At 37.2% G+C, this 18,486-nt stretch carries 18 protein-coding genes; 4 read left to right on the forward strand and 14 right to left on the reverse strand.

Going from position 1 to position 18,486, the window contains the following annotated elements; genetic code table 11:
• Positions 1–216 (forward strand): hypothetical protein (locus tag ACOI1D_RS17275; RefSeq protein ID WP_422502971.1); only part of this gene is annotated, 216 nt, incomplete at its 5' end.
• A gap of 68 nt (positions 217–284) precedes the next feature.
• On the forward strand, positions 285–1,172 hold the full coding sequence (locus tag ACOI1D_RS17280) for a GNAT family N-acetyltransferase (RefSeq protein ID WP_422502973.1): 888 nt from the start codon (positions 285–287) through the stop codon (positions 1,170–1,172).
• 126 nt (positions 1,173–1,298) lie between these two features.
• Here ACOI1D_RS17280 and ACOI1D_RS17285 read toward each other — a convergent pair whose 3' ends face one another.
• The 11 genes from ACOI1D_RS17285 to ACOI1D_RS17335 form a co-directional block, all read right to left on the reverse strand.
• A complete protein-coding gene (locus tag ACOI1D_RS17285; RefSeq protein ID WP_422502975.1) occupies positions 1,299–1,760 on the reverse strand; it encodes an SRPBCC family protein in 462 nt (153 codons plus the stop codon).
• Between the two features lie 28 nt (positions 1,761–1,788).
• A complete protein-coding gene (locus tag ACOI1D_RS17290) occupies positions 1,789–2,358 on the reverse strand; it encodes a 5' nucleotidase, NT5C type (protein ID WP_422502976.1) in 570 nt (189 codons plus the stop codon).
• A gap of 20 nt (positions 2,359–2,378) precedes the next feature.
• Positions 2,379–3,134: a GTP cyclohydrolase II gene (locus tag ACOI1D_RS17295; protein WP_422502978.1), complete on the reverse strand. Its 756-nt coding sequence runs from the start codon at positions 3,132–3,134 to the stop codon at positions 2,379–2,381.
• A gap of 228 nt (positions 3,135–3,362) precedes the next feature.
• Positions 3,363–3,509, reverse strand: a complete 147-nt coding sequence (locus ACOI1D_RS17300; RefSeq protein ID WP_422502979.1) for a hypothetical protein — start codon at positions 3,507–3,509, stop codon at positions 3,363–3,365.
• A gap of 191 nt (positions 3,510–3,700) precedes the next feature.
• On the reverse strand, positions 3,701–4,171 hold the full coding sequence (locus tag ACOI1D_RS17305) for a DinB family protein (protein WP_422502980.1): 471 nt from the start codon (positions 4,169–4,171) through the stop codon (positions 3,701–3,703).
• Positions 4,172–4,451: 280 nt separating this feature from the next.
• Complete coding sequence (locus tag ACOI1D_RS17310; RefSeq protein ID WP_422502981.1) at positions 4,452–4,727, reverse strand: hypothetical protein; 276 nt, start codon at positions 4,725–4,727, stop codon at positions 4,452–4,454.
• A 155-nt stretch (positions 4,728–4,882) separates the two neighbouring features.
• Positions 4,883–6,091 carry a quaternary amine ABC transporter ATP-binding protein gene (locus ACOI1D_RS17315; protein WP_422502983.1) on the reverse strand — a complete coding sequence of 403 codons (1,209 nt, stop codon included), beginning with the start codon at positions 6,089–6,091 and terminating at the stop codon, positions 4,883–4,885.
• Positions 6,091–6,948: an ABC transporter permease gene (locus ACOI1D_RS17320; protein WP_422502985.1), complete on the reverse strand. Its 858-nt coding sequence runs from the start codon at positions 6,946–6,948 to the stop codon at positions 6,091–6,093. Before ACOI1D_RS17320 ends, ACOI1D_RS17315 begins: the two co-directional genes overlap by 1 nt.
• A 65-nt stretch (positions 6,949–7,013) precedes the next feature.
• Positions 7,014–8,021, reverse strand: coding sequence for an ABC transporter substrate-binding protein (locus ACOI1D_RS17325; RefSeq protein WP_422502987.1), 1,008 nt, complete (start codon positions 8,019–8,021; stop codon positions 7,014–7,016).
• Between the two features lie 505 nt (positions 8,022–8,526).
• Complete coding sequence (locus tag ACOI1D_RS17330; RefSeq protein ID WP_422502988.1) at positions 8,527–9,096, reverse strand: LysM peptidoglycan-binding domain-containing protein; 570 nt, start codon at positions 9,094–9,096, stop codon at positions 8,527–8,529.
• A 367-nt stretch (positions 9,097–9,463) separates the two neighbouring features.
• Entirely contained in the window at positions 9,464–10,846 is a 1,383-nt protein-coding gene (locus ACOI1D_RS17335; RefSeq protein ID WP_422502990.1) for an MFS transporter, read from the reverse strand.
• A gap of 423 nt (positions 10,847–11,269) precedes the next feature.
• On the opposite strand from ACOI1D_RS17335, the gene ACOI1D_RS17340 reads away from it, so the two are divergent.
• A complete protein-coding gene (locus tag ACOI1D_RS17340; RefSeq protein ID WP_422502992.1) occupies positions 11,270–11,500 on the forward strand; it encodes a hypothetical protein in 231 nt (76 codons plus the stop codon).
• A gap of 72 nt (positions 11,501–11,572) precedes the next feature.
• Here ACOI1D_RS17340 and ACOI1D_RS17345 read toward each other — a convergent pair whose 3' ends face one another.
• Both ACOI1D_RS17345 and ACOI1D_RS17350 read right to left on the reverse strand, forming a co-directional pair.
• Positions 11,573–13,015, reverse strand: a complete 1,443-nt coding sequence (locus tag ACOI1D_RS17345; RefSeq protein ID WP_422502993.1) for an aldehyde dehydrogenase family protein — start codon at positions 13,013–13,015, stop codon at positions 11,573–11,575.
• 12 nt (positions 13,016–13,027) lie between these two features.
• Positions 13,028–14,659 (reverse strand): acetolactate synthase large subunit, encoded by a 1,632-nt coding sequence (locus ACOI1D_RS17350; RefSeq protein ID WP_422502994.1) that lies wholly within the window; start codon positions 14,657–14,659, stop codon positions 13,028–13,030.
• Between the two features lie 195 nt (positions 14,660–14,854).
• Here ACOI1D_RS17350 and ACOI1D_RS17355 point away from each other — a divergent pair, with 195 nt between their 5' ends.
• A complete protein-coding gene (locus ACOI1D_RS17355) occupies positions 14,855–15,745 on the forward strand; it encodes a protein-glutamine gamma-glutamyltransferase (RefSeq protein ID WP_422502995.1) in 891 nt (296 codons plus the stop codon).
• A 28-nt stretch (positions 15,746–15,773) separates the two neighbouring features.
• On the opposite strand, the gene ACOI1D_RS17360 is transcribed toward ACOI1D_RS17355, so the two are convergent.
• The gene (locus ACOI1D_RS17360; RefSeq protein ID WP_422502996.1) at positions 15,774–17,801 is read right to left on the reverse strand and encodes an ABC transporter permease subunit; all 2,028 of its coding nucleotides are present in this window, start codon (positions 17,799–17,801) and stop codon (positions 15,774–15,776) included.
• Positions 17,802–18,486: the final 685 nt, after the last annotated feature.

Here is an 18,486-nt window from a genome sequence, read left to right on the forward strand (position 1 = left end):
TTATCATTGACCAACTCGGTCAATTGCATTATAACTGTATTGACCGGGTTGGTTAATACAGTTTTCACAATAAAAAACCCATTATTTTTTAAAGGAGTTAGTAAGCCTCATTATTCACATAAAACGCTTAGGATTTGGAATGCTGGAGTAGTCTTTTCTTATTTCTGGAGTTTGTTGATGCTTAAGTCAAAGGAGATGAAAACAAATGCTGAATGAGGTTATAATGATGAGGGTGAAATAAACAAACAGCAAGCAGCAAGAGCTTTTTCAAGGAGTGATTTAACATGGACAAGATTATTCGTATACTACATAGCAATGACTATTCCCATCTGGAATCAATGGACACTGGAACAGATGATGATTATGTAAAACGCATTTTTGAGAAACTTATATCAGGAAACAATCGTTTATTTGGGTTATTCCTTAACGGCCAGATGGTCAGTATTGGTGGGTATTCAATCTATGCAGGAAAGTACGCAATGTTGGGAAGATTACGTAGCGATCGTCGGTATAAGGGTAACGCATATGCTACGGAATTAATGTCTTATATGATGAACGAAGCATTCCAACTAAACGGCATTGAATGGGTAGGGGCAAACACACAAGAGGAAAATAGTGCAGCAAGAAGAGTTATGGAAAAGATTGGGTTAGGAACATATTCCACCCTATACAGCGCTACTACTTATGATACATCTCTTTTCGATACAGGTACTAAACCCTGGAATCCTGTTACTGATTTGCAGCAAAAAAAAGATTGGTTGAGCACAATGTATGACGATGATTCGTCAGTATTTCCCTATGAGTGCTACTATTCTTTTCCAGCTTCGAAAGAGTTATTTCAGGACAATGACTTAAACCAATGGTCCTTTTATGAAAATGATGCCAAAACTCGTGCGCTCATTACAAAGACTGATCAAAAGAAACACCATTACCTGCACGTAATCTATCCATGGAATGATATAATCTCTCAAAAAGGGTTATGGGAAACAATTGACATTGACTACAGAAAGCTGATGAAACAGACAGATGGTGAAACATATATCTGGGTAGATCTAACAAAGGAGCAAATGCAGTCCCTACCTGAAAACCATCAATTCGAGCTACCATCACCTTGGATTTTATATGGAGTGGATAAACCGAGTTGGCTTAAATTACATGCATTGGCTTACTAGGTAGCTGCTGGATCACAACTACCATATTTGTTAAGAGTAATTGTTCTTGTGACGATTACTCTTTTGCATTAATAATCCCTTCTTAAACATATCGTAACATCAGTAGTTGCAACAAAACTCAGCAATTTATTTATCATCGATATTTTCAGCAAGTTTTTTAAGTTCCTTTGCACGAGAAACTATAAATTGACGCATATAGTTGGCTAAAAACAACCTATCGGCGGCCGAACCAATGAAACCGAGAGGCGATTTATAATCAAATGTATCGATCATTATGGTTCCATCGGCTTCTTGTAAGAACTGATGTGTATGATGGAATGAATGAAACGCTCCTTTTACCATAACATCTACGAAACTGTAAGGCTTTTTCATATGAATCACCTTAGCTGTGAGTCTTTGTCTTATTCCAAAGTGAGTCGCTTCCCATGTAACAATATCACCTTCCTCTAATAAGCCTGTTACAACTCCTCCTATAGCCTTTTCTTTAGTTCCAGGAGTAGTCCTTGTGTGGATATCAACGTTTCTTGCAAGGTCGAAACATAATTCTAGAGGTGCTACTATAAATTCCTCATGTTTAATAACAGGCATTTTCATTCTCCTTCTTTGCAGTTTCCTCCTAATTCACTAAGTTTATAATCCTCTTTAAGTCAGACCAATTTATAATACGCTCCATAGTTAAATGCTTGTTATAGGATTGATCTTTTACTAGTAGTTTGACTGAATCTTGCATAAGTGTATCAAGAACTGCTGGCTTATCATCAACATAATAGTCAAGATTTAATTGTCGAATAATATGTATCTTTTCCTCATCCCTCATACCATAGTAAAAACTATCATCCTTGACAGGGAATCCTGTCTCAAGTAACCATCTTTTTGTTCGTTCTCCATGTTCACTTGGCCTGGCCGTTATATAATAAATTTCATGTCCCTGCTCATTTAGCTCATTCAATGTCTCAACTGCCCCAGGAAAAGGTGGACAGGAAGTATAATAAATTTCTTCTAAGGAGTCCTTCCACATAGCTTTCCCCTGTTCTTCTGTTAAGCCAAATGGTTCATGTATTTCCACTCTCTTTAGCTCATAAAATGCTTCTATTGGTATATCCAGGCCCAGCTTTTTATTATAAATAGTAAAAGCATGTTCCCTTAAGTTGATTAGTGTATCATCAATATCAAAACCAAATCTCATTTGCAAATTCCTCCACTATGTCAGTCATCCGGACAGGTACCCTCTTCATCTAAATGACCAGAACGTTTTATTTTTGTTTGTAAATAATCATGGTTAAATTCGGACTTGTCTCCCCACAAGGGTTCTCTGCCGGAAACATGCAGCCCAGCCTTTTGTAACGATTCGAGCTTTTTGGGGTTATTTGTAATAAGTGAAACCGGCTTAGTCCGCAACGTTTTCAGGACTTCAATCGCATCATTGTAGTTTCTGGAATCATCTACATAACCGAGTCCCAAATTAGCATCTACAGTGTCATACCCATTTTCCTGCAGGATATATGCCATAGCTTTGCTGAACAGGCCAATTCCTCGTCCTTCATGGTTTGCCAGATAAAATAAAGCTCCCGCACCATTTTCGGCAATCTTTTTCATGGATTGTTTCAACTGAAATCCGCAATCACAACGCTTACTTCCAAAGATATCTCCAGTGTGGCAGATAGAATGCATTCTGACCAGCGCCTCATCAGAATTAGCAAAGTCACCATAAACCAGTGCACTGCACTGTTGAAATTCAGCTAAATTAGCAGAGTTAAGTTTGTGCAAAATTGCTTTGTAGTCATCAATTAGCTCATGATAGTTTAACCAGCAATACCATTGAAAGACAACAGTCTCTCCATACAAATCAACCGGAAGCTGAATAGGTCCAACTAAATAAATTGCGCCTTCTTTTTGTTCTATTAATCGAATCTTATCTTCTAAAATAGTTAATACATTTGATACAGCTTTATTTTCTTTCATAATCTCATCCCTTTACCTTTTCTCTATATTAGAAAAAGCGAACAATAAAAGGAATTGCCATTACAATTCCTTCGTTACAACTATATAGTTAGTTTATTCCTGTCCCATCATTTACTCCAGTGTTTATGCCTAGGATTGATGAATTTATAATAAATTTCGGAAATTGTGTGACATTCTAACCCAACATCACTACAAAAATAAGTGGCTATCCGCTCATTTTCTATTCATTTAAAACTCACGCTTTACTTGTTTAATAACTTTCTCGCTTCCATCATTTTCAACAACCTTAACTTCAACAGACTTAGACTTACTGACTGCAAACCAAAATCTTTTATTACCTTCAACTTCAATTATTTTTGCTTCCTTTTTCCCCACCTAAATTTGGGCAATATCATTGTCATTAATTGTTCCAGAATAAATAGAATGTTTCCTCCCTTATCTCTATATTGCTAAAACGTAACGAGCTAGAAAAAAGTTACAACCTGTATCTTTTTTTCGCAATTTAGCTTCAATAGAAAAAGCCACCCATAAAAGTGGCTTTTTCTTTGTATTGTATTTATCAACATTTATTTCACTTCATTGGGATGCTTCATAAAAAAAGGCATTTTTTGTGCACCGGTCATGCGAACGTATGTAAACAATTGACCTTTATGGTGGATTTCGTGATCGATTGCATTAGACAGCCAAAAACTCCCTGGTGCTTTATCTTTGTTAAACTCTACTTCAGAAGTAATATGCGTTTTCTTTAGGGTTTTCATATCGTTTTTTGTTATATCTGTATATTTCTTTACAATCTCTCGTACATCATTGATTGTTTTATATTCTTTTGGAGCTGATGGCGGTGTAAACTTTCCATTTTTAACCGTTTTAACAAACATATCCATTGAGGTCGCGATGTGGACTGCTAATTCACCCAATGTCACTGCATTGTCCCAAGGTTTAAAATTAACATGCTCATCTTCCACTATTTCAAGTAAATCATGAACTACCAGTCTGTGCTTTAGCCAACCTTCCACAACTTCATTCATCGTATCCATTTTATATTTCTCCCCCTCTTTCTAATCTATTGTATTGCACGTGCCTATTTTTATTAATACAACTACTATGCTACAATTCCTTTGTAAACTTTTCAATTTCTAAGATTTAAATTAACTATTTTTCATTAGAAAACTTGCCTTATGGCGAAAGCCTAAGTTGTACTTATGCAGAAAGAAAGGTTTTATACCTTCTTTACGGCTAAAAAAAAAGCACTAATCCGTTAACAGGATTGTGCTTTTTTTGTAACAGTTTTATAGAAAGTATTCTATTGCATTTTTCTTACAAAATATCGTCACTATTTTGTTGAGCTTCCTGCACTTGCTGACGAGTGTCGTGCAGTTGTTCAGATGCCTGTTGGAATTGTGGGTTTTCAGTCGCTTCAGTTCCAGCCTGGCTCCGCGCATTTTGTAACTCCTCTTCGGCACGTTGCAGGACTTGTTCTGCTTGTTGAATTAATTCAGGATTAGAACCCTGTGCAAGACGAACAGCCTCTTGGGCTTCTTTAATATCCTGGCTGGCTTGTTGCAATTTCTGATGTAGGCTTTGCTGCTCCATATAAATACCCTCCATTTGCTTTACTTCTTTGGTTGACGGAATTCTATATTTATTGTTCCTTAATTGTTTTTTATTATGTATTAGCAGTTAAAGCGAGAAATTAACAAAAAAGGGAACCGATCTTATGTGATCGACTCCCTTTTTAAAATTATTTATTATCCGTGATATTCATTACTTTCGTTTACGTCATCTGAAACCAAACCAGACAGAACATGAACCCGTAGAATAAATCCGACCAACTTTTCCTCGTGATTTACAACAGCAAGAGGAAAACTTGATTCCAATGCTTTAGGAATTAAATCATTAACATATTCATCTTGTTGTACGATTGTAACATCATGACGTAACACATCTTCAAGTGATTTTTTTTCTTTTATCCCTTTTATTGCATCGTCAATTGTCACAATACCTTTTAAATGTCGACCGCGATCAACAACAAATACGCTGGATATTCCGTTGTCTTCCATTTCTTTTCTAGCGACATTTAGACCATCCTTCATTGAGACTAGTGCATGCGGCTTAATCATTACATGCTCTGCTTGAAAGATCTTTGAACGGTCTATATCTTTAATAAAATCAGATATATAGTCATTCGCGGGTTTTTCGATGATTTCTTCAGGTGTTCCTACCTGATTGATTTTACCATCCTTCATAACCGCTACCCTATCGCCCAATTTAAATGCTTCATTAACATCATGTGTGATAAATATAATTGTTTTTTGCAAACGATCCTGGATATCCAGTAACTCAAGTTGCATCTCACGGCGTATTAATGGATCAAGTGCACTAAATGGTTCATCCATTAAAAGGATGTCTGGGTCGTTAGCTAGTGCACGTGCTAATCCTACACGTTGTTGCATACCACCAGAAAGCTGATCCGGGTATTTATCCTCATAACCTTTGAGACCAACAATATCAATGTTATTTTGTGCAATCTTGCGGCGTTCATCTTTGGAAATATTACGAATTTCCAGTCCATACTCTACGTTTGCTATAATAGTACGATGACTGAAAAGACCAAAGTGCTGAAAAACCATTGCTATTTTTTCCTGTCTGACTTTTTTTAATTTAGCACTGTTTAACTTAACGATGTCTTCCCCGTCAATGAAAATCGAACCATAAGTAGGCTTATTTAATAGGTTAAAACAACGGATCAACGTCGATTTACCGCTACCTGAAAGTCCCATAATAACAAATATCTCACCTTGTTTTATTTCCAGTGAAGCGTCATAGACTCCCACTGTTTGGCCCGTTTCCCTCAGAATGTCTTCTTTACTCATTCCGTCTTTAATTTTAGGGATAACTGATTTTGGTTTGTTTCCAAATATTTTTGAAACATGTTCAAGTTTTATCTTAGAAGTCATTAGCTTACCCTCCTATGCTTCTGGAGTTTTTCTGCTACCCCACCAGTGATGCGGTCAATTATAATTGCTAAAAATACAATACTGATTCCAGCTTCAAAACCTAGTGAAATATCAATTTGATTAATGGATACTAGAACTTGTTCACCAAGGCCTTGAGCACCGACCATCGACGCTATTACAACCATTGCTAATACCATCATTGTTGTCTGGTTTACCCCAGCCATTATAGTAGGTAGAGCTTGTGGAAGTTGAATTTTGAATAGCATTTGCCATTTTGATGATCCGAAAGATTGTGCTGATTCAATTACTTCCTTATCAACACCACGGATTGCAAGTTCTGTAAGTCTTATAACGGGTGGAACTGCATAAATTAATGTCGCAAAGATTGCAGATATATTTCCTAATCCAAAGAAGAATATTGCAGGGATTAAATATACGAAACTCGGCATCGTTTGCATCGCGTCTAACAATGGTCGCATAATAGTCGATATTCCTTTATTAAACGCCATCCATACACCTAATGGAATTCCAATTAACAAGGAAATACTTACAGCCGCCATTACAATTGCAATCGTGGTCATCATATCTTCCCATAACCCAAATGTACCTATCAAAAACACAAAGGCACCATATAGAACACCAGATAAAATTGATTTAAAATACCATCCTAGCAAGACAATAGCTAGAATGAACACCCACCAAGGCATCCAAAGTAAAACTCCTTCAATTCCATTGATAATTTGCGATGATAAAATGTAGATAAATTCAAAAAATTTATCAAGTGATTCATCCAGAAAATCCACAAATACTTCAACATAATCACCAACATTAGTATTTATACTAGGAAATGCACCCATAGGTACCACCTCTTTCTTTTAAATTAGAAAAGCAGCCAACCATTAGCGGCCGGCTGCTAAAAGATTTATTCGTTAATAGAGTCCTTGACTTTTTTGGCCACGTCTTCAGGTACCCATTTAGTCCAAACATCTTCATGTTCGTTCATCCACCAAATTGCTGCTTCCTCAGCAGAAATGTCCTCTTTTGATGTCATGTACATTAACGCGTCTTCAGTTAGTGCACTACTAGTCTCATAGTTATTTAAAAACTTCACAACTTCAGGTGCTGCTTCAGGTATGTCTTTATGAACAGCAACTACAACATCATTTGGAGGGAATTCTGTACCTTTTGTTTTCTCCCATGTTTCTTGATCAAATTCTGGTTCCTCTAATAACGTTAAATCAAACTTAGCAGTCACAGCAGTTGGTGACCAGTAATATCCTACCCATGGCTCCCCAGCTTTATATGCATCTGTTAATGACGCGACAATAGCTGCATCGGAACCAGGCTTAAAGTTTACAAATGTATCGTTCAAACCATATGTTTCCATTTTCTGTGTGATTGTTTTTTCAACAGCCCAACCACTTGGGGCATTGATTAAACGGCCTTTATCTGGTTCTGCTGGATCAGCAAATAATTCAGGATATTTTTTTAAATCCTCAACCGTTTTCAAATCTGGTGCAACTGCCTCGATACCACGCTCTTCATCACCTTCAATGACATATGTCGGAACATATAATCCCTGAGTATTATCATCAAAGTTTACAGAAGTTTTTTTGATATCCCCAGATTCGATTGCATTTTCATATACTTCTTTAGTGTTTTCTGTCCAAATTTCCATATATACATCAATGTCGCCTTCAATAAATCCTGTTAATGTTGCTGCAGTAGAACCAGAAATCACTTCTGTGTCTATACCATAACCCTCTTCTATAATTTTTTGTGCTATGCTGTTATGCACTTTGATACTGTTCCATCCAGCATCACCAAAAACAAGTTTATCAATTTCACCTTCTGAACCTGATTCTGAACCTCCACAGGCTGAAAGCACTAGTAAAACGGTAGTAGATAATAATAGTAAGATTTTTTTCATTTGATTACCCCTTTTTTATTTTTTTCGTATCCAGAAAATAAGTAAATAGTACGTCGCTAGGACGAGGTTAAAGACTGAAGGAAGTTTCGCTGGAGATACGTATAATGACGACACTATTAATCATAGTAAATAGCAATCTTAAAATCAAACTGTATATAAAGCAGGAAACCCTAGTTATCCACCATTTATCACAGTCAGTGGTTTATTACTATCGATAATAGCTAAATTTGCCAAAATACTACACATTTCGAAAATATCGAATTTTAATAGGGAGTAGCGTTTTGCTCAATTTTACCCAGATAGCCTGAACATTTATAATTATACTGAGTGTAAAATAATCATCCAAAATGCTTTCTTGCAGGGGTGGTTATTTTTTGTTTGACAACATAGCAACAGCTACTCTCGCAAAAGAGATCACAAAAAAGATGTCTCAAGATAAAATTATCCCCAGTACCTGTAAGTGATACTGGGGATAATTCAGTTTATAAAACTAATATGCTATTTTTTATTGAACTCTAACCTCTTGACCAATTTGCAGATTACGTGGCTCAATATCAGGATTTAATTCGTATAATTCTGCTAACGTCAAACCTGCATGAAGATTAGCAATACTAGTTAGTGTGCTACCAGGACTTACGGTGTGATACTTTTCATTGAGTTCATTATCTGTACTAACTCTTACCTCTGAGCCAATTTTTAAATTTCTAGGATCAATGCCGGGGTTCAGGTCATATAAATCTGCTAACGTCAAACCCGCGTGAAGGTTGGCAATGCTAGTAAGAGTACTGCCTGGAGTCACGGTATGAAATTCTTCATTTAGAGTTCCCTCATCACTATTCTCTCCTGTAGTGTTAACAGTGAGTTCAGAACCTACTTGAAGAGCGTCCGCATCAACGCCAGGGTTCCATTCATATAGATCATTAACCGACACTTCCTCATATTGCTGAGCAATACTCCAAAGTGTATCACCCTTTTCAATAGTCACAGTTGTCTTCTCAGCAGAAACACTGCTTACGCCAAGACCGATCGTTAATCCAATGGCTGCCACCGGTGCGAGATACTTTGTTTTATTCATACATTTCCCCTCCTTCAAATTTTGTAAAATGCCTTACATTATGTATGTTGCTAAATTAGTGAAAATTTAAACATAAAAATTTGAAGAAGGCTCATTAAAAACGCTTGGGTTACTGAGCCTAGTTAACTCTTATGAAAAAAACATATCTGCACATCATCCCTCTAGTCATCTGATTCTTCCGCAAAGGAGAAGTTTAAAATTGAATTCAGTAGCACCTCAAATGGTTTGTGTTCAGGACCTATTTCGAATCAAAAAATAAGCTCGCTTTATTAGCGAACTTTCTTAGTTGAATTGAATTATATCTTCAAGTTAACGTTTAATCAGTAATGCAATTAATTTTAGGATTGAACGGACTTGAAATTTAGCATTAAAGCTTCTTATTTTTAAATGAAAAATAAAAGAAAAAGCCATTTAAAATCGTCAACAACACAAATCCAGTAAAAACGTTACTATAGACAACCGCATTCCCTTGTGCAAGTGAAAACGGGTTAAGTTTCACAGTGCTGTCATAATCTAGTATCTTTCCGATAATAGCACCACCAAAGGCCCCAGACATAAAATTAACTAAATTGTAAATCCCCATCCCAACCCCAATTTCATTTCTAGGGAGGACTGTTGAAATTAAATCTGCAGTGGCTGTCTGGATAAATGGAAAAGCGATAAAGCTGATAATAATTATGGTACTAATCAACCAAGTTTCACTTCCAGTAAGAGTAGACAACAGAAAGAACCCCGAAACCATGAGCCCAAAAGCAATATAAACTACTTGCTTACTACCTTGCTTATCGGTTAAAAATCCTGCCCATTTCCCCATAAAAGCAGCAACCATTGCTCCTGGGAATAAAGTAAGACCTATTAATAGTGAACTTAATCCATTAACCTCACTTAACATTAGAGGCATGATAAACATCATCCCCATCATGGTCATAACCGCAAAAAATCCGGTAATAATAGTTGTGCGGTAAGCTGCGTTCTTAAACAATTCCGGACGAATAAAAGGGTTATTACTAGTTACTATTCTCCACGTGAAAAAACAAAAGAATACAACGCTAATGACAATATACCACCACGTTAATAATGTAATAAATAGAATAAGAGTAGCTACGGCTAATGCGATGAACACAGCCCCAAGTATATCTACTTTTCCGTCTTTCTTCTCTTCCTCAGGCATCCAGATCCGAAAGAACGGAATCGTAATTAAAACGAGTGCGGAAATTAAAAATAAAAATTGCCAGTTCAGTGCACCCGCTACGAATCCCCCGATTACTGGACCAATACCTGAGGCAAAAGCCATCGTACTTGAAACGACACCTAATACCCTACCTCTTTCTTTCCAAAAATATCTTGATGGCACAATGAATGCCAAAGCTAGAATAGAAGATGCACCTGTCGCCTGAACCATGCGTGAAAGGACGACCATTAGAAAGGTTGGTGAAAAGAAACCTAATATTGAACCAAAAGCAAACAGGCTAAGACCAACTGTCAATAGTGTTTTCAAAGGATATATATCGGCTAATTTGCCGTACATCAACGCACCAATTGCATACAGGATGATATAGCCAGTCACTACCCAGCTTACCTGTGATGGAAGTAGCGAGAAAGATTTTGCAATATCTGGTACGGCTATCATAAACATTGTTCCGTTCATAACAGAAAATAGTAATACAGAACACATTAGGAAGATAATCTTCTTTTTTTCTGATTTACTTAAAATGGGTTCATATTCTTCACTTGCATCTGCTGTTGTCATTTCTTTCGACCCCCCTATTTCTTATTGTTTTTACTTAACCCACCTGCATATCATAAACAGTCGAACTTAAAAAAATCCAGTAATGTGTTTGGAATGTAATGTGTGCTCGGATATGCCACGGGCGGTGTGTATTGTATTGTGTGTATTTTCGAGTTCCAATAAGACGAATTCGAGCACCAAATTGTTTTTTCGAGCACCACCACAGTAAAATCGAGCACCAACCAAATGGCGCCCGATAATTTAAATCAGTGCTCGGTTAGGGCTAACTGGCGCTCGATAATTTGAATCAGCGCTCGACTTCGGTCAATCAGTGCTCGATTTCCGTGTATGTTAGTTGGCACTATCACTCTATCACTAGAATAAACTACTCATCCCATCTATACTATACATAAGAATACTTTAGTCAAAGAAAGGTGATATAAAATGGGGAAGTGCTCAATTGATCATTCACATGAAGATGTTTTGAAGAAATTCCACTCTCAGGAATCATACTTACCTGATAAAGTAAAAGGGGTAGTTAATGATTTTTTAAAGAACGAGTCCACACAGGAAGAATTGAACGATTTGTTTCATTTACTAAAAAAATATGACCTCTCTTCTGATGCAGAACGAAGTGAAAGAAATAAGAAGCTTTTAGCACTGAGTAATGGCTAAGCATTCCACCATGAAATTAAAAGAAGCCATCCCTAATTTAAATGGGATGGCTCCTATTAACTTCTAACTAGGTTACATAATTTCTCTCTCCAGTTTAATACCGATAAATTTCATTTCCGTCATATCCTCTATGGCATATTTAACGCCTTCTTTTCCAATACCACTTTGCTTAACTCCACCATACGGATGGTTATCCTGTCTATAAGTGGAGATTTCGTTAATCCAGACGCCACCCATTTCCAGTTTTTCAGCAACACGTAATGCTCGATTTATATCTTTAGTAAAGACACCTGCTTGAAGACCATAAATGGAATCATTCGAATACCCGACTACCTCTTCTTCTGTTTCAAAAGGAATGACAGACACTATCGGGGCAAAAACTTCTTCCGCTATTATCTTCATATTTTCATCAACATTTGACATAATCGTGGGAGACAGGACAGTACCATTTCGTTCGCCACCTGTTTCAACCTTAGCACCATGCTCGACCGCATCATCAATCCATTGCTTTGCACGTTTTGCTGCTTCCTCATTAATCATCGGTCCGATATTAGTCTGTTCATCAGCAGGATCGCCTATCTTCAATGATTTCGTTTGCTTAATGTAATCCTCAAGGAATGTATCATAAATATCCTTCTGAACATAAATTCTTTGGGCTGAGATACAAACTTGACCTGAGAATGCAAATGCCCCTTTAACTAGCTCTTTAGCTGCATACTCAATATTTGCATCGTTAAATAATATATTAGGGGAGTTTGATCCCAGTTCAAGTGTTACTTTTTTAAATCCGGCTGTTTCACGTATCTTCCTACCAACTGCTAAGCTTCCTGTAAAACTTATTTTGTGAACCTTTTCATGGGTCACAAGTGGTTCACCTACGTCAATACCCGTTCCAATAAGCAGATTAATGACACCATCAGGAAGTCCTGCTTCTTGAAATAATTTAACAAGTTTATAAGCAGTAACCGGTGTCTTTTCTGCCGGTTTAAAAACCACTGTATTTCCAGCTGCTAAGGCGGGTGCTATTTTATGCAGAGACAGGTTTAATGGAAAATTGAATGGCGTTATAGCTCCTACCACACCAAGTGGTATTCGTTTCACAAACCCCAGTTTATTTTCGCCTCCAATTGCAGCATCCATTGGAATGACTTCACCAGTGATATTTTTGGCAAGCTCGGCTGCAAAACGAATAACCTGAACAGACCTCTCTACTTCTCCACGACTACCTGTGATTGGCTTGCCAGCTTCCTTACAAATGGTTAACGCGAAATCTTCTTTTTGTTCTTCCAGTAAATCTGCCGCCGTTTTTAAAATATCTGCGCGTTCGTGTGCGGGCATAACCTTCATAGTCGAATGAAAAATAGAAAAACATGAGTTTACAGCGTCATCAAGATCTTGTTTTGTTGCCAGTTTCAGCTCCGCAACTGTTTCTTGATTATATGGATTGACCACCAGCATGGATTCCCGGTTTTCTTCATTTCGCTCCTTGCCCTCTATAATCGAACCAATCTGCATATTCACCCCTCCTTAGCATTTAATTTTTCCTAATTTCTCCGTTAACTTCATATTCTCACGGTAATCGACTGGACAATCGATTAAAACTGGTTTATTTAAACTAATTGCCCATTCCAAAGTTGACTTTAAATCCTGCGTTTTTTCAATTTTGACCGCTTCAAATCCATAAGATTTTGCTAGTTGAACAAAATCTGGATTTCCAAATTTAATATGGGAAGACCGCTTAAATGCTTTCATTTGGTGCCATTCAATTAATCCATATCCTTCATCTCTCCACAACAGGATAACAATCGCTAAATTTAACCGCATTGCCGTCTCAAGCTCTGCACTTGTCATCTGAAAGGACCCATCGCCACATACTGCCACAACATTTTTCTTAGGGTTCACCATTTTGGCTGCAATCGCACCAGGAACAGCTACCCCCATAGACGCTAATCCGTTGGAAATTAAACACGTATTTGGTTGATAACAATGAAACATTCTTGCGACCCACATTTTATGGGCACCAACATCAGATATAACAATGCTTTCTTCATTTAAAACAGCACGTAAGTCAGAAATGATTTTCTGCGGTTTTACAGGAAAACTTTTATCATTCTTGAACTCTTCAAGCTCAGACAATGTTTTCTCACGAACAGATTTAATCCAGTCAATGTTTCTATCTTTAGTTACTATGGAGGTTTTCAGCTTCCTTAAATTTTCTTTAATATCACCAATCACGTTTAACTTAACAGGATAATGAGCATCTGTTTCGGCTTCCTGTGTATCAATGTGCAGGACAGCTGTCTTGGACTTTGGATTCCAATTTATTGGTGGATATTCTGCTATGTCAAATCCAATTGCAATAATCAAGTCAGACTCATCAAATCCACATGTGATATAGTCTTTCCCACCCATACCAGCGGTTAACATACTGTGCTCATCCTGCCAGGAAAGTGCCCCCTTTCCCATAAATGTGTGAACAACCGGAATGTTTGTGTCCTGGACAAGAGTTCGTAAGTTGCTGGATGCATTATCTCTTGTAATTCCATTACCAGCCAAAATAAGCGGTTTTTTGGCTTTATCAATCAACTTTGCAGCTTGATCTATCACAGGATCGTCAGCTTCTGACATTGTATGGCCTATGACTGGGAGCGGTTCTCCCTCCACTTCCATTGCTGCAACATCTTCTGGAAGATCGATGTGTGTGGCGCCAAATTTGTCCTGAGTCGCAACTTGAAAAGCTTTTCGTACGACTTCTGGAACTATTTCGGCTTTTTTCACCTGTGCATTCCACTTTGTTACAGGTTGGTAAATTGCAACAAGATCATAGTACTGATGGGAAGTTTTATGTTGACGTTCAAGTCCTGCTTGTCCTGTTATTGCTACAATAGGACTGAGGTCCATATTTGCGTTTGCTACACCAGTTAACAGGTTAGTTGCGCCTGGCCCGAGGGTTGCCAAGCATACACCAGGCTTTCCAGTTAATCTACCATACATTCCAGCCATAAAGGCAGCACTTGTTTCATGTCTTGTTACGATAAAATTAATTTTTGAATCACGAAGCGCGTCCATTACATCAATATTTTCTTCACCAGGAACACCAAATATATATTCAACCCCTTCATTTTCCATACACTTGACAAGTAATTCAGCTACTTTCATATACAACATCCTTCACAAAGTAAGTAATACTTGTATTTTTAGTATAAAGTGCTGATATTATTTACTACTTCTTAATTTTTTTATTAATAATTAAAACTTGGAGGTTTTAAATTCCAAACTACTAGCCAACTATCACGAATTCAATTGATCTGTATACACTGTGGTAAAGACTCCTAAGAAAAAGGTGTATTTAAAATGATAACAATAAAAGGTAAGACGATACATTGGGATAAGTTAAGTAAAAAGGTATCTGTCACGGCTGAAGGCAGGCAGATTTTAAAGCAGATGGACAAAAGTAAAAAGGTTTATAGTTATCAATCCTCTAAAGAGTTGGAGAATACCGTACTTATAAGGGAGTCTATTATTGACGCTGCAAAAAATCTAAACGACAGTAAAGCTAGATTTGCTGTTTTTGAAGAAACGAAAGCTAATAAGATGTATTGGGCTGTAACGGACCAAGGGGGTATTCGAAAATTGGAGGGGGTTAAATCTTCTGCTGCTGTTCAGGATATATTTAATAACGGTGCAAAATACGCATTCGAATGTGCAACAGCCATAATTATTCTATACTACTATGCAGCACTTAATTATCTTGGTTCTGAAAAATTCAACACATATTTTGAGGATTTGTATTTATATAGTTGGGAGGCTGATTCAGACCTTGGTATACAAAATACGAAAGTAAAAGAACCTATCCCAGGTGATATCGTTTATTTTAATAACCCCGATTATGTTAAACCACAATGGCGCGGGGAGAATTCTGTATTCCTGGGTGATAACCTTTATTATGGGCATGGGATGGGCATCTTAAGCAAGAATGACATGATCGAACAGCTTAACCGACTGGGGGAATCAAATGAGGAAGACGCTCATATGCTCGACAAAATAGTAAGACCCTCGTTTGATCATTGGTATAAACTGAAAAAAGAGAACGTCAGATCTAGTAGAGCAATTAATAATCAAGGAGTACTTGAAAATGTTCGCCACCATAACCTAACGTCTATCTCTTATTATTATTACTATTCATTAATCAGGAAATTTAACAATGGAAAAATAAAAATAACTATTACTGGTAAACCGGAGTAGATTGTCACTAAACAAGCACAAATTAGTTCTACCCTCTATCATTTCCTATTCTCTGGAAGCTTTCTGAAGTTATTTTGTGTTCTTTACTATCATTACTTTTCTCACCATTTTTTGTTTTTCTGGCTTTGCTGGTCAGATACATTACTCCGACTTTAGCTTGCTGCGTCTCTTTCACTCCATCTATTATGAGCTGCATAGCAATTATACTTAGCATGAACGCTACTAATGGACATAGAATCAACCAAACATCAGTATTTCCGCTTCCTATTTCATTTTTCGCTGCTCCAATCAAACCTGACCATTCATTTGTAACGGACGTTGGAGGAGACCCAGATCTAAAAATTGTTCCACCAAAAAAGAACTGGAATACTCCTAAATGAATAAAGACAATTAATACTTGAATAAACTGTTGGCCAAATAGAATGGCAACTCTGGGTCCAATATGAGGTAATACATGTCTTCTTAAAATATGAAATTTATTTCCTCCGAGAACCCGAGCACTTATAATGAATTCACTTTGTAGAACATGTTTAATATTATTGCCTATTAAAACCGTAGTCAATGGAATTACGATAACAGTTAAGACAATGATTTCCAGAAGAATGCGCTCGGCTAATGTGTATGTTTCCATACCTGGTCTTACAGCCAGAATAGGCTGAAGGAGTACATAAGCAATAACGGTTAATGGAAGGAAATGGATAGCGTCCACCAACTTTTCGACCCAGTCCTGTTTTTTATCTTTTAAAAAGAAAGCAAAAAGAATACCACCTAATAAACCAAATAAAACCCTGAGTCCCGCTATTAACAGACCAAATATTAACGTAAACTTCGCCCCAATAATAAGGCGATCCAAATAATCGAATCCAACATTATCAGACCCAAGCAAAAACGGCATTCCTGGAGGGTGTGGTGGCATACTCTTTATAGTTAAACCATCTGCTTCATAAATTATTCGAACCTGATCAACATGGTCATTTGTAGTAGTGGAGTAAATAACACTTATACCAATTACTAGTACAAAAAACAAGCTGCCAATCATAAATTTAGAGTTTTTCAGTTGATTTAAAAATATCCGCGCAGCATAAATAATAGGTTTCCATGGTTTAATGGTATGCAATCTGATACGTGACGCACTACTAACCCAATGCTTAATCGAACGGACTGGATTTATCGCCTTTTTTCGCTTCGTTATTATTTCCTCGCTATATAAAGGCTCATCGTATATCCATAAGTCCATTAATTGAAAAAAGATAAAAAAAGGCGTAAATATCAATACGAGTGACACTGCAATTGTCATAGAGTTAAAGCTATCTAAAATAAAAAAAGTTAATCCGTCTATATTAAACAGATATTCAATAACAAATTGACTGGACAACATAGCCCAGATGATTACCTTGGAATGCTGAAATGTTGCTGGTAACACGTTCTTAAATATATGCCTTACCAGAATACCCGTCTTATGAATACCCTTACTTTTTAAAAAGACTGCATAATCTTTCAAAAACTCCTCTTCTATCCTAAAAAGTAAAATTTTAAATAAAGAGATCATCGGCAAGATTGCTAATGTCACAATTGGAGCAAAAAATACCTTTTCGTCCATATAACCTGCAACACTAAACAAATCCACGCCAACCTTTTTGTAAATATAGATACTGAAGGCTTGCAATGAGACAGCAATAATTACATCTGGTACTGATTCCAAAAGATCTAATGCTCTCTTGGTCCATTGCATTATTTTTCTTGGGAGAAAATTTGTGATAAAGGAAAAAATAAATGCCAGAAGAAACCCTAGTATAATTGCACCAAGAAAAATCTGCATCGAATAGATATATGGCTCCCACAATGTTCCAATTAGAGAATAATCACCTGGTGAGCGAAGCGCTTGATACATCCATGACTCAGTCTGAAAAATCGCTAAAAAGAAAGACCATAAATCCTTTACATATTCCAAAGGATTAGATAAACCAGCTGTTTCAAAAAAGTGTGGGAAAACACTTATACAAATAATGCCAAAAACACCTATCAGATAAAACACACCTATTTTAACGAACCTCATAATCTTGACCGCCCAGCATCTATTGTTTTTAAAAATCAGATAAATCAATTCTACTATTATTACATAAATTTAACTACCCCATTTTTTCTTATAGGTTAAAAGTAAAAGGCTGTTTTTTTTAAAGATTGTAGTTTTGACAGAGTAACTATAAACTGCGACGTATGCACTGAGTTAATTCCTACCAACCTTTACTAAATTGGTGCTGATCCAACGCTGCGGAAAAACACTCGCTTTCCATGGGGAACGCTTCAGCCTCCTTGCCCCGGCAAGGGGTATGTCGATGTTGTCCGCAAAGGACGGTCTTAGTCGGCCCTCATCATCTACCGCTCACTGCGGGGTCTTCAGACTGTTCCTTTCCCACTGGAGTCTCGCATTTTTCCGCAGCTTAGATAGCTTTCTTCTCAAGGGTAAAGGAGTCCCAGTCAAACCTAGGGGTTGCGCACTTTTCTTAGTGAAGGCAGAATACGAAGACTCCTACGGGAACAGCGCGAGTCCGAAGACCCCGGAAGAAGCGTTCTTTGCTTCTGAGGAGACTGTGGCCGTGGGAAGCGAAGTATTCTGCCGGAACGGCGGCGTCAAAAGAGTTTTCACTATGTCGCAGTTTTAATCAACTGTGAGACTAAAAAGCAACAAAACTAACAAAATGAGCCAAACAAAAAGAAGCAGATATATGATCTCTGCTTCC

Source organism: Virgibacillus sp. DJP39 (genome assembly GCF_049310925.1).
Classification (GTDB): domain Bacteria; phylum Bacillota; class Bacilli; order Bacillales; family Amphibacillaceae; genus Virgibacillus_F.